The following is an 18,878-nucleotide window of genomic DNA, read 5'->3' as shown; positions in this document are numbered from 1 at the left end:
GGACGTCCGCGTTTGGCGAAGTTATGGTCGGGCCCTTTTGGCTGCCGCCGTCGGATCAAGGTACCGAGGAGGCAGGTCATGTCGGGACAACGGATGCTCGTGCGGGCGGCGGTGGGGCTGACCGCTTCGGCCGCGGTGGTGTTCGCCACCATCGGAACCGCTTCGGCGGAGGTCGAGGTCACCAAGCTCAGCCAGTCGGCGGCCGCGTCACAGCTGTCCGCGGCCGGGGTGACCCACTCCTCCAGCGGCGGCTGCACCACCAGGTCGAACTCGACCTGCACGTCCTACGACCAGATCAACCAGACCACCGTCACCGGCGTGATCACGCTGAAGCGGGCGAGCGGCTGCGCGATCAACATCACCGGCGGCACCGAGGTCGGGCACGCGTCGGGCACCTACAGCCACTACAACGGCTACAAGGTGGACATCTCGCACAACAGCTGCATCGACAACTACATCAAGAACAGCTTCAGCTACGACGGCCTCCGCGGCGACGGCTACCCGCAGTGGAAGGCCGGTTCCGGCAACCTCTACTGCGACGAGGGCAACCACTGGGACATCACGTACTACACCTGCGGCTGCTGACGTCCCGGCCGGAGCCTGCCCGCGATGAGGGCTGCGGGCAGGTCCCGGCCGGTCTGATTACCGGGTGCGACCGCCGGGTACCTCTCCGGAGGGAGGTGCCGTGATGACTTCACCGCGCATCGCCGCCCCGGTAGTGGGGGCGGCCACCGGAGCCGTGCTGCTGGCCGGGGTGTACCTGGTCCTCGCGCCCTGGCTCACCCACTTCGGCGGAGCGGGGATCCTGGCGCTCAGCAACACCGTCACCGGGCTCGTCCTGGCCGCACTGGCGATCGCCCGGACGGCGACGCCGCGGGCGCGCCCGCTGACCCGGGTCGTCCCGGTGCTCGGCGTGTGGGCCGGGCTTTCGCTGGTGATGCTGCGCCCGACGTGGGTGACCTGGCCCTCGGCCGGGGCGCTCGTGGGCAACGTGGTCGCCGCGGCCGTCGTCGTGCTGGCCGGCGCGGTGCTGCTGACGCGGGGCTAGTGCCGTGCCTCGCAAGATGGTGGACACCGGAACGGGTTCTCCCCGAGAAGCATCGACGATGGAGGATTCCGGCCGCTCAGCGTCCCAAATCCTCCATCGTGACCTCGCGGCCAAGCCGCGGGCGCGCCCGCTGACCTGGGTCGTGACCCGGGCCTGAGCAAGCTCCGAGTGGACGCGACCGGCCGCGGCGGGCAGGCTCGGCCGGGTGGATGCCGACGAGATCACCACGTCGAACCCGGCCAAGATCTACTACCCCGACGCCGGGCTGACCAAGGGCGACGTCGTCGGGCACTACCGGCGGGTCGCCGAGGTGATGGTGCCGCACCTGCGCGGGCGGCCGCTCACCCTGCGCCGCTACCCGAACGGCATCGACGGCCAGACGTGGTACCAGAAGGAAGCGAGCCCGAAGCTGCCGTCGTGGATCCGCGTCGAGACGATCCCGCAGCGGACGACGACCGACGTGCGGCACGTGATCTGCGACGACCCCGCGACGCTGGTGTACCTGGCCAACCAGGCCGCGATCGAGTTCCACATCTGGTCGTCCACTGTGGACGACCTGGAGCACCCGGACCTGGTGCTGATCGACATCGACCCGCCCGACCACGTCACCGTCGCCGACCTGCGCGACATCGCGCGGCTGGTCAAGAAGGTCTACGAAGCCGCCGGGCTCACCGCGTACCTGCAGGCCACCGGCGGGCGCGGGTTCCACGTCGTCGCGCCGATCGAGCCGAGCCGGACCTACGACGAGGTGCGTGACCTCGCGAAGTCGGCCGCGGAGGTGCTGGCCCGGCTCGACCCCGACCGCCTCACCACGGCGGTGCGCAAGGCCCAGCGCGGCGACCGGGTGTACCTGGACGTCCAGCGCAACGGCTACACGTCGACGTTCGTGGCGCCCTACTCCCTGCGGGCCCGGCCCTCGGCCGGGGTCGCCACGCCACTCGACTGGCACGAGCTGGGCAAGGCCGAGCCGGACGGCTGGACGCCGAAGCGCATCAAGGAACGCTTGGCGCGCAAGGAAGACCCGTGGGCCGGGATGGCCGAGCACGCGGCATCGCCGACGAAGGCGTTGGAGCTGCTGCAGAAGCTCTGACGCGCGGGGTCACGTCTCGATGTGCAGCCAGGTCCCGTCCCCCTCGCCGGGGGCGTAGCCGCTGTCGGCGCGCTTGGCGTAGATGCCGCCGAGCCCGTGCTGGCGGGCCGCACCCAGCACGGCCTCGCCGTTGCCCTCGAAGTACTGGGGCACCTGCCAGGTCCCGCCGGTCAGGTCGAGGTCCGCCAGCAGCGCCCGCCGCTCCAGATAGGGGAGCTCCAGCGTCGGACGGCCGTCGTGGTGCAGCACGTCGTAGGCGAAGAAGAAGGCCGGCTTGTGCTTCATGATCCGCTTCGCGTCGTAACCCTCGAACCGGCTGCGCTCCTGGAGTCCTTCGGGATCGGGGCGGCCGTCGCGGATCACGACGATCTCGCCGTCCAGCAGCACTTCCGTCGAGCCGAGGCTCTCACCGAGCTTGTGCAGCTCCGGGTAGCGGCCGGTGACGTCGGCGCCGGAGCCGTCGTGCGCGGTGATCCGGCCGCCGGACACGCAGAGCATCGTCCGCGCCCCGCCCCAGGCGAATTCGTAGGCCCAGTCGGCGTCTTCGGCGGCCGGGGGCAGCTCGCCGGGCACCGCGGTCATCGGCTCCAGGAACTCGGGGGCGTCCTCGTGGCCGGCCTCGGCCGGGTCGAGGCGGCGCAGGGTCCAGTCGCCCTTGTCCTCCGGGTTGTGCCGGTTCTGGAACAGGTACTTGCCGCTCGCCTTGGTGCCGTGGAAGACGACTTCGACCTTGTGGTCGTTCCAGTGCAGCGTCTCGTAGCGGCCGGTGTCCCAGATCGCCATCCAGCCGCCGCCGTACTCGCCCGCCGGGATCTCGCCTTCGAACGCGAGGTACTCCATGGGGTGGTCCTCGGTGTGCACCGCGAGCCGGTTGACACCGGGGGAGCGGGGCAGGCCCTTCGGCACCGCCCACGAGACGAGCACGCCGTCCCGCTCGAGGCGGAAGTCCCAGTGCAGGCGGGAGGCGTGGTGCTCCTGGATGACGAACAGGTCGTCCTGGCCCGGCTCCGGTGCGCCGTCCGGCCACGGCTCGGGCGTCTTGGCACGGTCGCGCTTGCGCCGGTACTCGTCGAGTCGGTCGGCCATCGCGGGACCGGCACCCCCACTTCGCTTTCGAGGAAGCCAGATTACCGCTCGCCGCACCGGGTCCCGCCTCCGGCCGTGCCCTCCCGGAGCGGCTGGCTCCGGGAGGGCACGCACGGCTCAGTCCGTCTCGGCCATGGCCTCGGCGAACTGCGCCGCGTACAGCCGCGCGTACGCGCCGTCGCTGTGCAGGAGCGTGTCGTGGTTGCCGTGCTCGACGATCTGCCCGTGCTCCATCACCAGGATCACGTCGGCGTCCCGGATCGTGGAGAGCCGGTGCGCGATGACGAAGCTGGTGCGGCCCGAGCGCAGCTCGTTCATCGCCCGCTGGATGAGCACCTCGGTGCGGGTGTCGACCGAGCTGGTCGCCTCGTCGAGGATGAGGATGACCGGCCGGGCCAGGAACGCCCGCGCCACCGTGATCAGCTGCTTCTCACCCGCGCTGACCGTGCCGCCCTCGTCGTCGAGGATCGTCTCGTAACCGTCCGGCAGGGTCCGCACGAACCGGTCGACGTAGGTCGCCTTCGCCGCTTCGATGATCTCGTCGCGGGTCGGGTCGTCGGCGCCGTAGGCGATGTTCTCCGCGATCGTGCCGCCGAACAGCCACGCGTCCTGCAGCACCATGCCGGTCTGGTCGCGCAGCTCCTCGCGGTTCATCTTGGCGATGTCGACGCCGTCGAGCGTGATCCGCCCGCTGTCGAGCTCGTAGAACCGCATGAGCAGGTTGACCAGCGTCGTCTTGCCGGCGCCGGTCGGGCCGACGATCGCCACCGTCTGGCCGGGCTCGACCGTCAGCGACAGGTCGTCGATGAGCGGCTTCTCCGGCAGGTAGCGGAACGAGACGTCCTGGAACTCGACGCGCCCGCGCACGACGGCCGGGCGCTCCGGGTCCGCCGGCTCCGGTCCCTGCTCCTCGGCGTCGAGCAGCGCGAACACCCGCTCGGCCGAGGCGACCCCGGACTGCAGCAGGTTCGCCATGCTGGCGATCTGCGTCACCGGCTGGCTGAACTGGCGCGAGTACTGGATGAACGCCTGCACCTCGCCCAGCGTCAAGCTGCCCGAGGCGACGCGCAGCGCGCCGATCACGGCCACCAGGACGTAGCTCAGGTTGCCGATGAACATCATCGCCGGCTGGATCATCCCGGAGATGAACTGCGCCCGGAAACTCGCCTGGTACAGCGTCTCGTTCTGCTGGTCGAAGATCGCCGCGGACTCGGCGCGGCGGCCGAACACCTTGACCAGCGAGTGGCCGGTGTACATCTCCTCGACGTGCGCGTTGAGCTTGCCGGTGGTGGCCCACTGCTTGATGAAGTTCGGCTGGGCCCGCTTGCCGACCTTGCCCGCCACGACCGCCGACAGCGGCACCGTGACCAGCGCGATCAGCGCCAGCAGCGGCGAGATCAGGAACATCATGATCAGCACGCCGATCACGGTCAGCAGCGACGCGACGATCTGGGACAGCGTCTGCTGCAGCGACTGCGCCAGGTTGTCGATGTCGTTGGTGACACGGGACAGGACCTCACCGCGCGGCTGGCGGTCGAAGTACTTCAGCGGCAGCCGCGCGAACTTCTCCTCGACCTGCTGGCGCAGGCGGTAGACCGCCTGCTGCACCAGCGTCGTGGTCAGCCGGGCCTGGATCAGCCCGAAGAACGACGCGATGATGAACAGCGCCAGCACGGTCAGCAGGATCTGGCCGACCTTGTCGAAGTCGATGCCGACGCCGGGCACGAGGTCGACCCGGCCGTAGATGTCGGCGAGCGTGCCGTTGCCCTGGGCGCGCAGCCCCGCGACGACCTGCTCCTTGGTGACGCCCGGGGGCACCGCCTTGCCCAGCACGCCGGCCAGGATCGCGTCGGTGGCCTGGCCGAGGATCTTCGGCCCGATCACGGTGAGCGTGACGCTCGCCGCGCCGAGCACGAGCACGCCGATCAGGGCGGCCCGCTGCGGCGCCAGCAGGCGCAGCAGCCGCTTGAGCGAACCCTTGAAGTCGAGGGCCTTCTCCGGCGGCGCGCCGCCGGCCATGAAGCGCCCCGGCCCCGCGGTCGCCGCGCCGGTGTTCTTCTGCCGCTCGGCGGTGGGCCGTTCCCCGGCTTCGGTGACGGCAGGCTTCGCCGACTCTTCCGTGGTACTCATGCCGCTTCCTGTTCGGTCAGCTGGGACAGCACGATCTCCCGGTAGGTTTCGTTGCCGTCCATGAGTTCGTGGTGGGTGCCGGTGCCGACGACGCGGCCCTCGTCGAGGACGATGATCCGGTCGGCGCCGCGGATGGTGCTGACCCGCTGGGCGACGATGACCACCGTGGCGTCGGCCGTCTCCGGCACCAGCGCGCGGCGCAGGGCCGCATCGGTCGCGTAGTCGAGCGCGGAGAACGAGTCGTCGAACAGGTAGATCTCCGGCTTGTGCACCAGCATCCGGGCGATCGCGAGCCGCTGCCGCTGCCCACCCGAGACGTTCGTGCCGCCCTGGGCGATCGGCGCGTCGAGGCCCTCGGCCATCGCCTCGACGAAGTCCTTGCCCTGCGCCACTTCCAGCGCGTGCCACAGCTCTTCGTCGGTGGCGTCCGGGTTGCCGTACCGGAGGTTGGTCGCGATGGTGCCGGCGAACAGGTACGGCTTCTGCGGCACCAGCCCGACCGCGCGGGCGAGCACCGCCGGGTCCAGGTCGCGCACGTCGACGCCGTCGACCTTGACCGTGCCCTGGGTGGCGTCCATCAGCCGCGGGATCAGGTTGAGCAGCGTGGTCTTGCCGGTACCGGTGGAGCCGATCACCGCGGTCGTCTCACCCGGCCGCCCGATCAGCGAAATGTCGCACAGCACCGGCTGTTCCGCGCCGGGGTAGCGGAACTCGACCCCGGACAGCTCCAGGTGCCCGTGCACCTTGCCGGGCCGGATCGGCGTCACCGGCGGGCGGACGCTGGACTCGGTGTCGAGCACCTCGCTGATCCGCTCGGCGCTGACCTCCGCGCGCGGCACCATCATGAACATGAAGGTGGCCATCATGACCGCCATCAGGATCTGCAGCAGGTAGGACAGGAACGCCGTCAGTGCCCCGATCTGCATGCTGCCGGAGTCGATGCGCTGCCCGCCGAACCACAGCACCGCGACGCTCGAAGCGTTCATGACGAGCATGACGATCGGGAACATCAGCGCCATCAGCCGGCCGACCCGCAGCGACACGGTCAGCAGCTCGTCGTTGGCGACGTCGAACCGCGCGCGCTCGTGCTTGTCGCGGACGAACGCGCGGATGACGCGGATGCCCATGATCTGCTCGCGCAGCACCTGGTTGATCCGGTCGAGCCGCACCTGCATCAGCCGGAACGCCGGGCGCATCCGGGAGATGATCACCCCGACGGCGATGGCCAGCACGGGCACGATGACCAGCAGCAGCGAGGAGAGCGGCACGTCGAGGTTCAGCGCCAGGACGATGCCGCCGACGCACATGATCGGCGCGGACACCATCAGCGTCAGCGTCATCAGCACCAGCATCTGGACCTGCTGGACGTCGTTGGTGGTGCGGGTGATCAGCGACGGCGTGCCGAACTGGCCGACCTCGCGGGCCGAGAAGTCCTGCACCTGGTGGAAGATCCCGGCGCGGATGTCGCGGCCGACCGCCATCGCGGTGCGGGCGCCGAAGTAGACCGCGCCGATCGAGCCGGCGACCTGGGCCAGCGTCACGGCGAGCATCACCCCGCCGACGCGGATGATGTAGCCCATGTCGCCCTTGATCAGCCCGTTGTCGACGATGTCGGCGTTGAGCGTCGGCAGGTAGAGCATCGCGATCGTCTGCACCAGCTGCAGCACGACGATCACCCACAGCGTGGTTTTGTACGGGCGCAGGTGGCTGCGCAGGAGCTTGACTAGCACAACGGTTCCCCCAGTGTGGTGGTGTCCGGTTCGGTTTTCGGTGTGGTGCCGCCGGTGAGGGTCGGCATGCCGGTGGCCAGCTCGTCCAGCAGCCGTTCCAGGGTCGGCAGGAACGGTTCGCCCTCGCTCATGAACCAGTTGACGAAGGCGACCCGGACCGCGCTTTCCACCGACGAGGCCATCAGGCGGCACAGCAGGTGATCCGCTCCGCCCGCCCGCTTGGCGATCGTTTCGGCGAGGACCTGCTCGACCGCCGCGTGGGCGTTGAGGAACTCCCCGCGCAGCATCAGCTGCCCCATCAGCTCCCGCAGACGCGCAACATACGCGCGGTCGGGTTCGCCTTCACGTGAATATTGCTCGACCACGGCCTGCTTGACGGACTCCCACAGCGGCTCGCCCTCGGGGCGGGCGAGCAGTGCCTCGCGCATCCCTTCGTGGCGGTCGACGACCATCGAGCAGACCGCTTGCTCCTTGCTCGAGAAGTAGTTGTTGAATGTCCGCGGGGAGACCCCGACCTCGGTCGCGATGTCCTCCACCCGGACGTTCTCCAGCCCGCGGTCGAGCGCGAGCCGCAGGGCGGCCTGCGCCAGCGCCCGGCGGGCTTCGCGCTTCTTGCGCTCCCGCAGGCTCAGGTTCGGTTGGTCGAGCGACGTCATGGGCGGAGTGTAGCGAAAAACTTGCGGGGCACGCAAAAAAGTGCGGGCCACGCAAGATTGGGACGAACCGGACACCCGCCGGGCCTGCCATGTGCGCTCTGTTGCGTGACGCAAATTGCAAAATAGAGCCGAATGGCCTAGTCCGCTGCTCTCACCAGGAGCGACGCGGCGGATTCCCGCTCACTGGGCGCGCACGCGCGGAAACCGGCTGTGGACACATAACAAGGCGGTCTGCTTGCATGTCCGTCACCGCCGCCGGGGGTCGGCATTGCGAACTGGCATCACAGAACCCGAGCAAGGAAGAGTTGGGACCACACATGGCGAGCCGGGCCCGGGAACTCCTGGATCGATCACGCGTGCTGCTGGACCGCTCGCGGGTCGCCGCCGCGCAGTACCTCACGGCGCCGCCGAAGCACCCGCAGCACGGCGCGCCCGGATACGCACCGGCCGAATACGCCCCCGCCGAGTACACGCCCGCGGCCGGCCCGGCGATCGCGGAGCTGTCGCGCACCGAGTCCCCGGCCGGGCAGCCGGTGCTGGCCGAGATCTGCGCCAGCGTCGCGCTGCGCGACCTCAACCTGCTCGACCAGCTGCTGGCCCGCCTGGAGGAGCTGGAGGCGGGGGAGGAGGACCACCACCGCCTCGCCGAGCTCTACCAGCTCGACCACCTCGCCACCCGGCTGCGCCGCAACGCCGAGAACCTGCGTGTGCTGTCCGGGCAGGAGTCCGCCGACGACGCCGCGCGCGCCACGTCGATGCTCGACCTCATGCGCGAGGCGATGTCCTCGATCGACCACTACGCCCGGATCACCATCGGCCGGGTCGTCAACCTCGGTGTTGTCGGCTTCGCCGCCGAAGACCTCGGCCGGGTGCTGGCCGAGCTGTTCGACAACGCCGCCAACCAGTCGTCCCCGAGCTCGCCGGTGCACGTCAGCGCCCACCTCACCGAGCAGGGCAGCGTGCTCGTCCGGGTCGAGGACGAGGGCATCGGCATCCCGGCCGAGCGCATCTCCGGCCTCAACACGCGCCTGGCCGCCGGCGGCGACCTCGACGACGGCGCCGCGCGGCACATGGGCCTCGCCGTGGTCGCCCGGCTCGCGGCCCGCCACGACGTCACCGTCCGGCTCGACCGGCGCAGCCCGCACGGCACGGTCGCCACCGTGCTGCTGCCGACCGGCATCGTCACCGAGCTGGCCGAGCGCGCGTGGTCGGGCACCCGCACCGTGACCGCGGAACCGGCGGCGGTCGCCGAGGCCAACGGCGAACCCGTGACCGCGGGCGGGCTGCCGCGCCGCCGCCCGGGCGCCTTCCCGCGGGAGGAGCCCGCCGCGCCGGCGCCGCGCAAACCCGCACCCCGGCCCCGGCCGGTCGAGCCGCAGTCCGGCGGCACCACGGCGAACGGCCTGCCGCGCCGCGTGCCCGGCAGCATCCGCGGCGCCGCCCCGGAACCGCCGCCGCCCCCGCCGGCCACCGGCACGGACACCGCGTCCGGCCACGACAAGCTGCTCGCGGACCTCGGCGCCTTCGCCGACGGGGAGCGGGCCGCGCTGAGCGAACGCGACCGCACCCCGCACGACGAGACGCCCGGAGGATCCGCCTCGTGAGCGCACCGCACCCGGCCCCGGCGGACTTCGCCTGGCTGCTCGACGACTTCGTGCGCAAGGTCCACGGCGTCAGCCACGCGCTGATCATGAGCGTGGACGGCTTCCCCCTCACCGCGTCCGACTCGGTCGGCGAAGCCGAGGCCGAGCAGCTGGCGGCCATCTCCAGCGGCCTGCTCTCGCTGGCCGGCAACAGCGCGGCGCTGTTCGGCAAGGGCGCCTGCGAGCAGATCATCATCCGGCTCACCCACGGCTACTTCCTGTTCATGGGCATCGGTTCCGGTGCCGGGCTGGCCGTGCTGACCGCGGCCGAGGCGGACATGAAGGTCGTCGCCTACGAGATGACCCAGTTCATCACCAACGCCGGCCACGCGCTCACCCCCGAGGTGCGCGCGGAGCTGCGTCAGGTACTGACCGCGCGCCGGCCTCGGGTGTGACGGTCGTGCCCCACGAGGATGTGATGCCCGTGTCCCCAGTGGACACTCCAGCCAGCTCACCGCTACCACGCCGCAGCCGCCGGATCCGCGCGTACGCGCTCACCGGCGGCCGCACCAGCACCCGCCACCAGCTGCTGGTGGAGACGCTGGTCTCGGTGCCGCAGTACGACCCGTCGCTCAGCGACACGCTCATGCCGGAGTCGCGCGCGCTCTACGAACGCGCCCGGGTGCGGTGCTCCATCGCCGAGCTGTCGGTCGGGCTGGGCCTGCCGCTGGGCGTGGTGCGCGTGCTGATCGGCGACCTCGCGTCCCAGGGCGCGGTCTTCGTCCACCCCACGGCGCACGCCTACCACCACGACACGAACGTGCTCGAGAGGATCCTTGATGGGCTCAAGCGGCTCCCCGCCTGAGGGCGATCTGCTGGCGATCTCCGCGAAGATCGTCGTCGCCGGGGGCTTCGGTGTCGGCAAGACCACCTTCGTGGGCGCGGTCTCGGAAACCCCGCCGATGAGCAACGAGGCGTGGATGACCGAGGCCGGCGAGGGCATCGACGACATCCCGCCCGCCGGCAAGTCGACCACCACCGTCGCGATGGACTTCGGCCGCATCACGCTGCGCCCGGACCTGCTGCTGTACCTGTTCGGCACGCCGGGGCAGGCGCGGTTCTGGTTCCTCTGGGACGACCTCAGCCGCGGGGCGCTCGGTGCGGTCGTGCTGGTCGACACCAGCCGGATCGACGAGTCGTTCGCGGCGATCGACTACTTCGAGAACGACTCGGAGCTGCCGTTCGTCGTCGCGGTCAACCAGTTCGAGGGCATGCCGGTGCACGACCTCGACGAGGTGCGCGACGCGCTGGCCCTCGACCCGGCCGTCCCGCTGATCACCTGCGACGCCCGCGACCGCGCCTCGACGATCGCCGCGCTGACCGAACTGGTCGGCCACACCCTTTCGCTGGCCGTGCTGTCCGGTCCGCCGGGCCGCGAGCTCGCCGGCAGCGCCCCGCACGCCTGATCGTCACGAACCGGAGGAGAAGAGCCGCATGCGCAAGGTCCTGATCGTGGGCGCGGGGCAGTCCGGGCTGCAGCTGGCGCTGGGCCTGCTGGGGAAGGACTACGACGTCACGGTGATGTCCGCGCGGACCCCGGACGAGATCCGGTCCGGGCGCGTGATGTCGACCCAGTGCATGTTCCACGACGCGCTGCAGCACGAGCGCGAGCTTGGCGTGAACCTCTGGGAAGCCGAGGCGGTGAACGTCGAGGGCCTCGGCGTCTCGGTGGCCACGCCGGACGGCGACCGCGCGCTGGACTGGTTCGCCGAGCTGGACGACGTCGCCCAGTCGGTCGACCAGCGGGTGAAGATGGCCGGCTGGCTCGAGCTGTTCGAGGAGCGCGGCGGCAAGCTCGTGATCCACGGCGTGATGACGTCCGAACTGGACGCGCTCTCGCGGCTCTACGACCTGGTGATCGTCTCGGCCGGCAAGGGCGAGCTGGTGCAGCTGTTCGACCGGGTGCCCGAGCGCTCGCCGTACACGCAGCCGCAGCGCGCGCTCTCGCTGGCCTACGCCCACGGCGTGCACCGGCGCCCGGAGCACCCGGAGAAGGCGGCGGTGCGGTTCAACATCGTCCCCGGCGTCGGCGAGCTGTTCATGATCCCGGCGTACACGCTCAGCGGGAACTGCGACATCCTCTTCTTCGAGGGTGTCCCCGGCGGCCCGCTGGACTGCTTCGGCGACCGCCCGGACGCGGCCGACCACTTCTCGCGCATCCTCGACCTGATGAAGCGGTTCGTGCCCTGGGAGTTCGAGCGCTGCCAGGACGCCGAGCTGACCGACGCGAAGGCGACGCTGGCCGGCGGCTACACGCCGGTCGTGCGCAACCCGGTCGGCACCCTGCCGGGCGGCGCGACCGTGCTGGGCATGGCCGACGTCGTCGTGGCGAACGACCCGATCACCGGCCAGGGCTCGAACAACGCCAGCCACTGCGCCGCGACCTACCTGGACGCGATCGTCGAGCACGGCGACCGGCCGTTCGACGCGGCGTGGATGGACGCCACGTTCGAGCGCTACTGGGAGTACGCCCGCCACGTCACCGAATGGACCAACGCACTGCTCCAGCCGCCGCCCCCGCACGTGCTCCAGATCCTCGGCGTCGCGGGCCAGAACCCGGCCGTGGCGAGGCGGTTCGCCAACGGGTTCACCGATCCGACGGACTTCCAGCACTGGTTCATGAACCCCGCACTCTGGGAGAAGTACCTGGCAGAGGTCTAGATCGCGTCGCGCCGGGCTGTCGCCGCCGGGTTTTTCGGGCTACGGTTGTTACGTAGCGTGAGTGCGATCCGGAGGTGCGTGGCATGCGGGCGATGTGGAAGGGCTCGGTCTCGTTCGGGCTGGTGTCCATCCCGATCCAGATGTACGCGGCCACGGAGAACAAGAACGTCTCCCTCCGGCAGGTGCACGAGGCCGACGGCGGCCGCATCCAGTACAAGCGGTTCTGCACGATCGACGGCGCGGAGGTGCCCTACGCCGAGATCGCCAAGGGCTACGAGCTGCCCGACGGCGAGATGGTCGTGATCACCGACGCCGAGATGGCCGAGCTGCCGCTGTCCTCGCAGCGCACGATCGACGTGCTGGAGTTCGTGCCGCTGGAGTCGATCGACCCGATCCAGTACGACCGGACGTACTACCTGGAGCCGCAGAAGAACGCGGTGAAGCCCTACGTCGTGCTGCGCGACGCGCTGCACAAGGCCGGCCAGGTCGCCGTCGCGAAGGTCGCCGTGCGGCAGCGCGAGAGCATGGCGGTGCTGCGCGTGCACGCCGACGTCCTGGTGATGACGACCATGCTGTGGCCCGACGAGGTCCGCGAGCCGGACTTCCCGTTCCTGCGCGACGACCCGCCGCAGATCCGGCCGCAGGAGCTGTCCATGGCCGGCTCCCTGATCGACTCGCTGGCCGAGCCGGTGTACGAGTCCGAAAAGTACCGGGACCACTACCGCGAGGCCCTCGAGGAGATGATCGAGGCGAAGGTCGCGGGGGAGGAGACGACCAAGCCCGCGGCGGTCACCGCCAAGGCCGACGTCGTCGACCTGATGGCGGCGCTGCAGGCCAGTGTGGACGCGGCGAAGAAGTCGCGTGAACCGGCCAAGGCGGCTGCGTCCACATCGGAAGCGTCCACATCGGAAGGGTCCGATTCGGACACCGAGGACGCGAAGCCCGCGAAGAAACCGGCCGCGCGCAAACGCGCTCCGAAGAAGACCGCCTGACCGCACGGACGGGTGGTCGTCCCTTCGCCACGCCCGGCTGTAACCCGATCGTGTATGCATCTGTGTACACCGGCTTGGCGATGTGCTAACACTAACGGGGTCCTTCGGCTCTCCCTCCCCCTCGGAGCCGGAGGACCCTTTCATGTCCGGGGCCGGTCCGTTGTGGATACGTCAGCCTCGGCTGTACAGTTCAGCGCATGGTGACGTGTGAAACGCGGGAGTCGGCGCTTTCCCGGATCGGGCGGGCGCTCGCCGACCCGACCCGCTGCCGGATCCTGACCGCCCTGCTGGACGGTTCCTGTTACCCCGGGCGGCTGGCGGGGGAACTCGGCCTGAGCCGGTCCAACGTGTCGAACCACCTGTCGTGCCTGCGGGGCTGCGGGCTGGTGGTGGCGAGCTACGAAGGCCGTCAGGTGCGCTACGACCTCGCCGACGCCCACCTGGCCCGCGCGCTGCGCGAACTGGTCCAGGTCGTGCTGGCGGTCGAACCGGGGGACGACTGTGCCGACGAGGACCGGGCCGCTGAGGCCCGGCCGGTGGTGGCGCGGTGACCGCCGCGGCGGGGGAGCCCATGACGTGTGCCGACGGCTGCTGCGCGGCGGAAGTGGGGGAAGTCCCGGCCGCGGATCGGCGTGTGGTGCTGGTGCGCCGCGTCCGGCTGCTGGTGGCGGCGACGATCACCTACAACGTCGTCGAAGCCGTGATCGCCCTCACCGCCGGGGCCGCGGCCTCGTCGGGTGCGCTGATCGGCTTCGGGCTGGATTCGGTGATCGAAGTGGCCTCGGCCGTCGCCCTCGCCTGGCAGTTTTCGGGAAAAGATCACCAGGCGCGCGAACGGCGGGCGCTGAAAATGATCGCGCTGTCGTTTTTCGCATTGGCGAGCTACGTCACGTTTGAAGCCGTGCGGACGTTTTTCGCGGCGGCGGCGCCGGAAAGTTCGGTCACCGGGGCCGTGCTCGCGGCGGTCGCGCTCGCCGTGATGCCCGCGCTTTCGGCGGCTCAGCGCCGCGCGGGGCGGGAACTGGGCTCGGCCAGTGCGGTCGCCGACTCCCGGCAGACGTTGCTCTGCACGTACCTTTCGGCCGTGCTGCTGGCCGGCTTGCTGCTCAACACGCTGTTCGGCTGGTGGTGGGCCGATCCGGCCGTCGCGCTCGCGATCGCTTTCGTCGCAACGAAAGAAGGCCGAACGGCCTGGCGCGGTCAGCATTGCTGCTGAAGCGCGCCAGGCCGCCGGCGGGGGTCATGGGATCAGTACCAGTGCGCGCGGCCACCGATCTTGCGGCCGGTGCCGCCGAGGATGGCCAGCGCCACGCCGGCCACGGCCAGCACGATGCCGATGGTGTACAGCACCGGAATACCGACAATGAAGCCGATGACCAGCAGAATGACACCGAGAACGATCACTTGACACACTCCTTCGCACGAGACCCGGCCCGGCTCCGTGCCGTCCGGGCGGATGCGTTTCTTCTCGAGGGGAGGATGGCCACTTTCGCGGTGCCCCAAACTGCGGCAAATGGAGCAACTTCTCGATCAGTACCGGTAGTGGTCGAGCTTGTACGGTCCCTCGACGTCCACGCCGATGTACTCGGCCTGCGCCTTGGTCAGCTTCGTCAGCCGCACCCCGAGGGCGTCGAGGTGCAGGCGGGCGACCTTTTCGTCCAGGTGCTTGGGCAGCCGGTGGACGTCGGTGGGGTACTCGCCGGGCTTGGTGAACAGCTCGATCTGGGCGATCGCCTGGTTGGTGAAGGAGTTCGACATCACGAACGACGGGTGCCCGGTCGCGTTGCCGAGGTTCATCAGGCGGCCCTCGGAGAGCACGATGACCGCGTGGCCGTCGGCGAACGTCCACTCGTGCACCTGCGGCTTGATCTCGTGCTTGACGACGCCGGGCAGCTTCGCCAGGCCCGCCATGTCGATCTCGTTGTCGAAGTGCCCGACGTTGGCGACGATCGCGTTGTGCTTCATCCGGGACATCTGGGCGGCGGAGATGATGCCGAAGTTGCCGGTGGTCGTGATGAAGATGTCGGCGGTCTCGATGACGTCGTCCAGCTCGACCACGTCGAGCCCGTCCATCGCGGCCTGCAGCGCGCAGATCGGGTCGATCTCGGTGACCGAGACGCGGGCGCCCTGGCCGCGCAGCGCCTCGACCGCGCCCTTGCCGACGTCGCCGTAGCCGCAGACGAGGACGCGCTTGCCGCCGATCATCACGTCGGTGGCCCGGTTGATCCCGTCGACCAGGGAGTGCCGGATGCCGTACTTGTTGTCGAACTTGGACTTCGTCACCGAGTCGTTGACGTTCATCGCGGGGAAGAGCAGCTCGCCGTCCTTGGCGAGCTTGTAGAGCCGCTTGACGCCGTTGGTGGTCTCCTCGGTGACGCCGCGGATCTCCTTGGCCATCCGGGTGAACCGGTCGCCGTCCCTGGCGACGCTGGCGCGCAGCGTCTCCAGGACGATGCGGTACTCGTCGGCGTCCTCTTCGGACGGTTGCGGGACGGCGCCGGCCGCCTCGAACTCGACTCCCTTGTGGACGAGCAGGGTGGCGTCACCGCCGTCGTCGAGGATCATGTTCGGCGCCTGGCCGCCGGCGAAGGCGAAGAGCTGGTCGGTGCACCACCAGTACTCCTCGAGCGTCTCGCCCTTCCACGCGAACACCGGCGTGCCGGACGGCGCCTCGACCGTGCCCTCCGGGCCGACGACGACGGCCGCGGCGGCCTCGTCCTGCGTGGAGAAGATGTTGCAGGACACCCAGCGCACCTCGGCGCCGAGCGCGACCAGGGTCTCGATCAGCACGGCGGTCTGCACGGTCATGTGCAGGGACCCGGCGACACGGGCGCCCTTCAGCGGCTGCGCGGCGGCGTACTCGCGGCGGATCGCCATCAGGCCGGGCATCTCGTGCTCGGCCAGCCGCAGCTGGGTCCGGCCGGCCTCGGCGAGGGTGAGGTCGGCGACGGCGAAGTCGAGTCCGTTGCGGCTCTGCAGTTTCTCGCTCATTCTTTCGTTCACTCCGGAATTCGTTGTTCGATCGGAAAAGGGCAGCACGAAACACGGCACGGCGAGTGCCGGGAAGGACGGGTGGCGTCAGGCTAGGTGCGGCCGCGTGGGACCGGGTTTGCCTGCCAGGTATACAAAAAAGAGCACCTCCCGTGGTGGGAGGCGCCCTTGGGTCCGTGATCCCCGGTCCGAGCGTGGCGGAAGGAATTCCGTCGCAGCGCCTCTCGGACCGGAAACGCGCCGTAAGCCGGCGCACGCGGTTTCCGTCGTCCAGGATGGCAAAGCGGCCGGGAACCTGTCAAGCGAGGACGCAGGCCAGGAGAAGGTCGTCGACGTACTCGCCGCCGAGCAGGAATTCGTCCTGGAGCACGCCTTCCACGGCGAAGCCGCAGCTCGCGTAGAGCCGTCGGGCGCCGGTGTTGTGACCGAGCACGCGCAGGGTCAGCTTGCGCGCCCCGCGGCGGCGGGCCTCGGCGATGGCCGCGTCGACCAGCTGCCGTCCGATGCCGAGCCGGCGCCGGTCCGGGTCGACCGCGAGCCCGCCGACGACCAGCACGTGCCGGTGGGCGGGGATGCCGAACCCCTCGTCCAGCCGGACGTAGCCGGCCACCACGCCGTCGTGCTCGGCGACGAGGACGTCGTCGGGCTCGGTGCCCTCGCCGAAGAACGGCGTGCCGGGCGCCGGAGCGGGTGCCGGGGAGGTGTCCGGGCCCCAGGTGCGCTCGTCGAGCCGCGCCAGCGCGCCGTCGTCGGCGGTGGTGGCGGTGCGGGTCTCGATCACCGGCCCAGCGCCGCCCACGCCTCTTCGACGACGGCGGCGAACCGCGCCGGGTCGTGCGCGTCCTCGGTGGTGTTGTTGCGCAGCTGGACGGTCAGCCCGCCGCCGGTGCGCTGGCAGTTCATGACGAAGGAGTTCTCGGGGTCGGCCGGCTGTCCCAGCGAGGTGATTTCGTTGTGGATCAGGCACTGGACGGGGCCGACCCGCTTCAGCTCGGTCGAGGGCAGCGCCTGGCCGAGGGCGGCCGTGTCCTCGTACTGCGCGAGCAGCTCGGGCGAGTCCGCGCGGACCGCGGCCACCTGGAACCCGCTTTCGAGGCCCGCGTCACTGTAGGACCGGAACACGGCGGCCGCGCCGCCGTAGGCCGCCGAGATCCGCGACGCGTTCTCGGTCTCGGCCTTGTCGGCGCGCTCGATCTGCGACTTCCCGACGGACCCGCCCTTGGCGATCTTCGTGACCGCGGCCTGCGTGGTTTCGAAGCCGCCGAGGGTGTCCGGCAGCTTCAGGGGCTCGGGGCTCGGGCCGCCGAGCAGGCCGATCACCAGCCACGGCACGCCGACCAGGAACGCGCCCGCCAGAACGCCGATCAGGCCGACGGCGACCGGGCGCGCGGACAGCGGACGGCGTGGAGCCCGCTGCCGGGCGGGCGGCGGCTGCATCGGCTGTGACTGCGGCTGCTGCAGTTGTTGCTGCGGCGACTGCGGCTGCTGCTGGGCGGGCGGCAGTTCCAGCGGCTGTTGTTGCGGTGATTGCGGGGCGGGCGGCGGCTGCTGCGGCTGTTGTTGCGGTGATTGCGGGGCGGGCGGCGACTGCTGCGGCTGTTGTTGCGGTGATTGCGGGGCGGGCGGCGGCTGCTGCGGCTGTTGTTGCGGCGACTGCGCGGCCGGCAGCGGCTGCTGTGACTGGTGGTGCGGCTGCTGTTGCGGAGCGGGCGGCTCCGACCGTTGCTGGGCGGCCGGTTGTGACGGCGGCGGTTGCTGCTGCTGCGCGGGCGGCGGCTCCTGCTGCGCGGGCGGCGTCGGCTGCTGGTGCGGCTCCGGCTCGGGTCCGGGCGGGAACTCTGTGGTCACCCGGGGAATCCTGGCGGAGCCGGGCATCCGGCGTGAAGGGCATTTCGCGGACAGAACCTCAGATGAGATGTGCGCGCCGCCAAATGCCCTCGGACCGGCCGCCGATCAGCCCCGCGTCGCGCAGGAACGGCACGATCTTCTCGGCCATCCACCGCCGTGTCTCGTGGAAGTGCGGGTTCGCCAGGGCCGCGGCCCGGCCTTCGCGCGGGTCGATCCCGACGCTCCGGTAGATCCGCGGGTCGACCATGCTGTCGATGACGCCGAAGGCCACCAGCGCCGTCCGCATCCGGTGCCGCTGCAGGCTCGCCTTCGACAGTTTCGGCGTCTCCCGCAGGACTTCCTCCTTCGCGAACCGGACGTGCCGGGCCTCCTCGACGACGTGGATCCGGTTGACCGAGCGGATCAGCGGCTGGATGCCGTCGTCGTCCATCATGGAGCGCTGCAGCCGGTCGGTGGTCTCCTCGGCGACGAGCACGCTGGCGAACATCGACGGCCCGGCCGCGGTCGCGCCGAAGATCTTCGCCGCCCGGTGCACCACCTTCGGGACGCCGTAGCGCGGCACGCCGAGCCGCTCGGCGGTGCGGGCGAACATCACCGAGTGCCGGGTCTCGTCGCCGATCTCGGTCATCGCGTACTGGGCGTGCTCGGTGCGCGCGTCCAGGTCGAAGACGTACCGGGCGAGCAGCTGCATCAGCACGATCTCGAACCACAGGCCGACGCTCATGATGCTGGCCATCTCGTGCTTGGACAGCTCGATCCGCTGCTCCGGCGTCAGCTTCGCCCACAGCTCGGTGCCGTAGAGGGAGAGGCGCTCGAGCGGCATGAACGCCTTGCCCTCGGCGAGCGGCGCGGCCCAGTCGATGTCCACGTACGGGTCGTAGGAGTTCTTCGCGGAGCTCTTGAGCAGGCGAGCCGCGGTGACGTCCCGGTTCTGGGCCTCGACGCCCATGGCGGCCTCCGGAAAGTAGGGGGTACGCGATGTACTAGGTACTTCGGCAGCGTA

General features: G+C 70.4%; 20 protein-coding genes and 1 riboswitch. Of the genes, 11 read left to right on the top strand and 9 right to left on the bottom strand.

Annotated elements, in window-relative coordinates:
• Nucleotides 1-78 precede the first annotated feature (78 nt).
• The 3 genes from ACIOD2_RS06725 (at nt 79) to ligD (ending at nt 2,138) form a co-directional block, all read left to right on the top strand.
• Complete coding sequence (locus ACIOD2_RS06725) at nt 79-585, top strand: hypothetical protein (protein WP_400535132.1); 507 nt, start codon at nt 79-81, stop codon at nt 583-585.
• A 103-nt stretch (nt 586-688) separates the two neighbouring features.
• The gene (locus ACIOD2_RS06720) at nt 689-1,048 is read left to right on the top strand and encodes an SPW repeat protein (RefSeq protein WP_400535130.1); all 360 of its coding nucleotides are present in this window, start codon (nt 689-691) and stop codon (nt 1,046-1,048) included.
• 205 nt (nt 1,049-1,253) lie between these two features.
• Complete coding sequence (gene ligD / locus ACIOD2_RS06715) at nt 1,254-2,138, top strand: non-homologous end-joining DNA ligase (RefSeq protein ID WP_400535128.1); 885 nt, start codon at nt 1,254-1,256, stop codon at nt 2,136-2,138.
• A gap of 9 nt (nt 2,139-2,147) precedes the next feature.
• On the opposite strand, the gene ACIOD2_RS06710 is transcribed toward ligD, so the two are convergent.
• The 4 genes from ACIOD2_RS06710 to ACIOD2_RS06695 form a co-directional block, all read right to left on the bottom strand.
• Nucleotides 2,148-3,224 (bottom strand): DNA polymerase ligase N-terminal domain-containing protein, encoded by a 1,077-nt coding sequence (locus ACIOD2_RS06710; protein WP_400535126.1) that lies wholly within the window; start codon nt 3,222-3,224, stop codon nt 2,148-2,150.
• Between the two features lie 117 nt (nt 3,225-3,341).
• Nucleotides 3,342-5,354: an ABC transporter ATP-binding protein gene (locus ACIOD2_RS06705; protein WP_400535124.1), complete on the bottom strand. Its 2,013-nt coding sequence runs from the start codon at nt 5,352-5,354 to the stop codon at nt 3,342-3,344.
• On the bottom strand, nt 5,351-7,084 hold the full coding sequence (locus tag ACIOD2_RS06700; RefSeq protein WP_400535122.1) for an ABC transporter ATP-binding protein: 1,734 nt from the start codon (nt 7,082-7,084) through the stop codon (nt 5,351-5,353). Before ACIOD2_RS06700 ends, ACIOD2_RS06705 begins: the two co-directional genes overlap by 4 nt.
• Nucleotides 7,078-7,740 (bottom strand): TetR/AcrR family transcriptional regulator, encoded by a 663-nt coding sequence (locus ACIOD2_RS06695; RefSeq protein ID WP_400535120.1) that lies wholly within the window; start codon nt 7,738-7,740, stop codon nt 7,078-7,080. Before ACIOD2_RS06695 ends, ACIOD2_RS06700 begins: the two co-directional genes overlap by 7 nt.
• Nucleotides 7,741-8,057: 317 nt before the next feature.
• Here ACIOD2_RS06695 and ACIOD2_RS06690 point away from each other — a divergent pair, with 317 nt between their 5' ends.
• From ACIOD2_RS06690 to ACIOD2_RS06655, 8 genes are all read left to right on the top strand, one after another.
• Entirely contained in the window at nt 8,058-9,344 is a 1,287-nt protein-coding gene (locus tag ACIOD2_RS06690; RefSeq protein WP_400535118.1) for a sensor histidine kinase, read from the top strand.
• The gene (locus ACIOD2_RS06685) at nt 9,341-9,778 is read left to right on the top strand and encodes a roadblock/LC7 domain-containing protein (protein WP_400535116.1); all 438 of its coding nucleotides are present in this window, start codon (nt 9,341-9,343) and stop codon (nt 9,776-9,778) included. Before ACIOD2_RS06690 ends, ACIOD2_RS06685 begins: the two co-directional genes overlap by 4 nt.
• A 23-nt stretch (nt 9,779-9,801) precedes the next feature.
• Complete coding sequence (locus ACIOD2_RS06680) at nt 9,802-10,188, top strand: DUF742 domain-containing protein (RefSeq protein WP_400535114.1); 387 nt, start codon at nt 9,802-9,804, stop codon at nt 10,186-10,188.
• The gene (locus ACIOD2_RS06675; RefSeq protein WP_400535113.1) at nt 10,163-10,789 is read left to right on the top strand and encodes a GTP-binding protein; all 627 of its coding nucleotides are present in this window, start codon (nt 10,163-10,165) and stop codon (nt 10,787-10,789) included. The genes ACIOD2_RS06680 and ACIOD2_RS06675 overlap by 26 nt, the downstream gene beginning before the upstream one ends.
• A gap of 28 nt (nt 10,790-10,817) precedes the next feature.
• The gene (locus ACIOD2_RS06670; protein ID WP_400535112.1) at nt 10,818-12,044 is read left to right on the top strand and encodes a styrene monooxygenase/indole monooxygenase family protein; all 1,227 of its coding nucleotides are present in this window, start codon (nt 10,818-10,820) and stop codon (nt 12,042-12,044) included.
• Between the two features lie 83 nt (nt 12,045-12,127).
• Nucleotides 12,128-13,036 carry a Ku protein gene (locus ACIOD2_RS06665; RefSeq protein WP_400535110.1) on the top strand — a complete coding sequence of 303 codons (909 nt, stop codon included), beginning with the start codon at nt 12,128-12,130 and terminating at the stop codon, nt 13,034-13,036.
• A gap of 197 nt (nt 13,037-13,233) precedes the next feature.
• The gene (locus ACIOD2_RS06660) at nt 13,234-13,587 is read left to right on the top strand and encodes an ArsR/SmtB family transcription factor (RefSeq protein ID WP_400535108.1); all 354 of its coding nucleotides are present in this window, start codon (nt 13,234-13,236) and stop codon (nt 13,585-13,587) included.
• 20 nt (nt 13,588-13,607) lie between these two features.
• Nucleotides 13,608-14,252 (top strand): cation transporter, encoded by a 645-nt coding sequence (locus tag ACIOD2_RS06655; protein WP_400535421.1) that lies wholly within the window; start codon nt 13,608-13,610, stop codon nt 14,250-14,252.
• Nucleotides 14,253-14,284: 32 nt separating this feature from the next.
• Here the strand turns inward: ACIOD2_RS06655 and ACIOD2_RS06650 are convergent, their stop codons facing one another.
• The 5 genes from ACIOD2_RS06650 to ACIOD2_RS06630 all read right to left on the bottom strand — a co-directional run bounded on the left by ACIOD2_RS06650 (nt 14,285) and on the right by ACIOD2_RS06630 (nt 18,824).
• A complete protein-coding gene (locus ACIOD2_RS06650) occupies nt 14,285-14,440 on the bottom strand; it encodes a hypothetical protein (protein ID WP_247052228.1) in 156 nt (51 codons plus the stop codon).
• Between the two features lie 126 nt (nt 14,441-14,566).
• Nucleotides 14,567-16,027 (bottom strand): adenosylhomocysteinase, encoded by a 1,461-nt coding sequence (gene ahcY, locus ACIOD2_RS06645; protein WP_400535106.1) that lies wholly within the window; start codon nt 16,025-16,027, stop codon nt 14,567-14,569.
• A gap of 153 nt (nt 16,028-16,180) precedes the next feature.
• Nucleotides 16,181-16,259: riboswitch (S-adenosyl-L-homocysteine riboswitch) on the bottom strand.
• Between the two features lie 66 nt (nt 16,260-16,325).
• Nucleotides 16,326-16,808: a GNAT family N-acetyltransferase gene (locus tag ACIOD2_RS06640; RefSeq protein ID WP_400535104.1), complete on the bottom strand. Its 483-nt coding sequence runs from the start codon at nt 16,806-16,808 to the stop codon at nt 16,326-16,328.
• A complete protein-coding gene (locus ACIOD2_RS06635) occupies nt 16,805-17,875 on the bottom strand; it encodes a hypothetical protein (RefSeq protein ID WP_400535102.1) in 1,071 nt (356 codons plus the stop codon). The genes ACIOD2_RS06640 and ACIOD2_RS06635 overlap by 4 nt, the downstream gene beginning before the upstream one ends.
• A gap of 58 nt (nt 17,876-17,933) precedes the next feature.
• Nucleotides 17,934-18,824, bottom strand: a complete 891-nt coding sequence (locus ACIOD2_RS06630) for a diiron oxygenase (RefSeq protein WP_400535100.1) — start codon at nt 18,822-18,824, stop codon at nt 17,934-17,936.
• Between the last annotated feature and the right edge of the window lie 54 nt (nt 18,825-18,878).

The organism is Amycolatopsis sp. NPDC088138, assembly GCF_044741685.1.
In the GTDB taxonomy this organism is placed as follows: domain Bacteria; phylum Actinomycetota; class Actinomycetes; order Mycobacteriales; family Pseudonocardiaceae; genus Amycolatopsis.
Note: the sequence above shows the minus strand (reverse complement) of the source record. Positions and strands in the feature narration are given on the sequence as shown.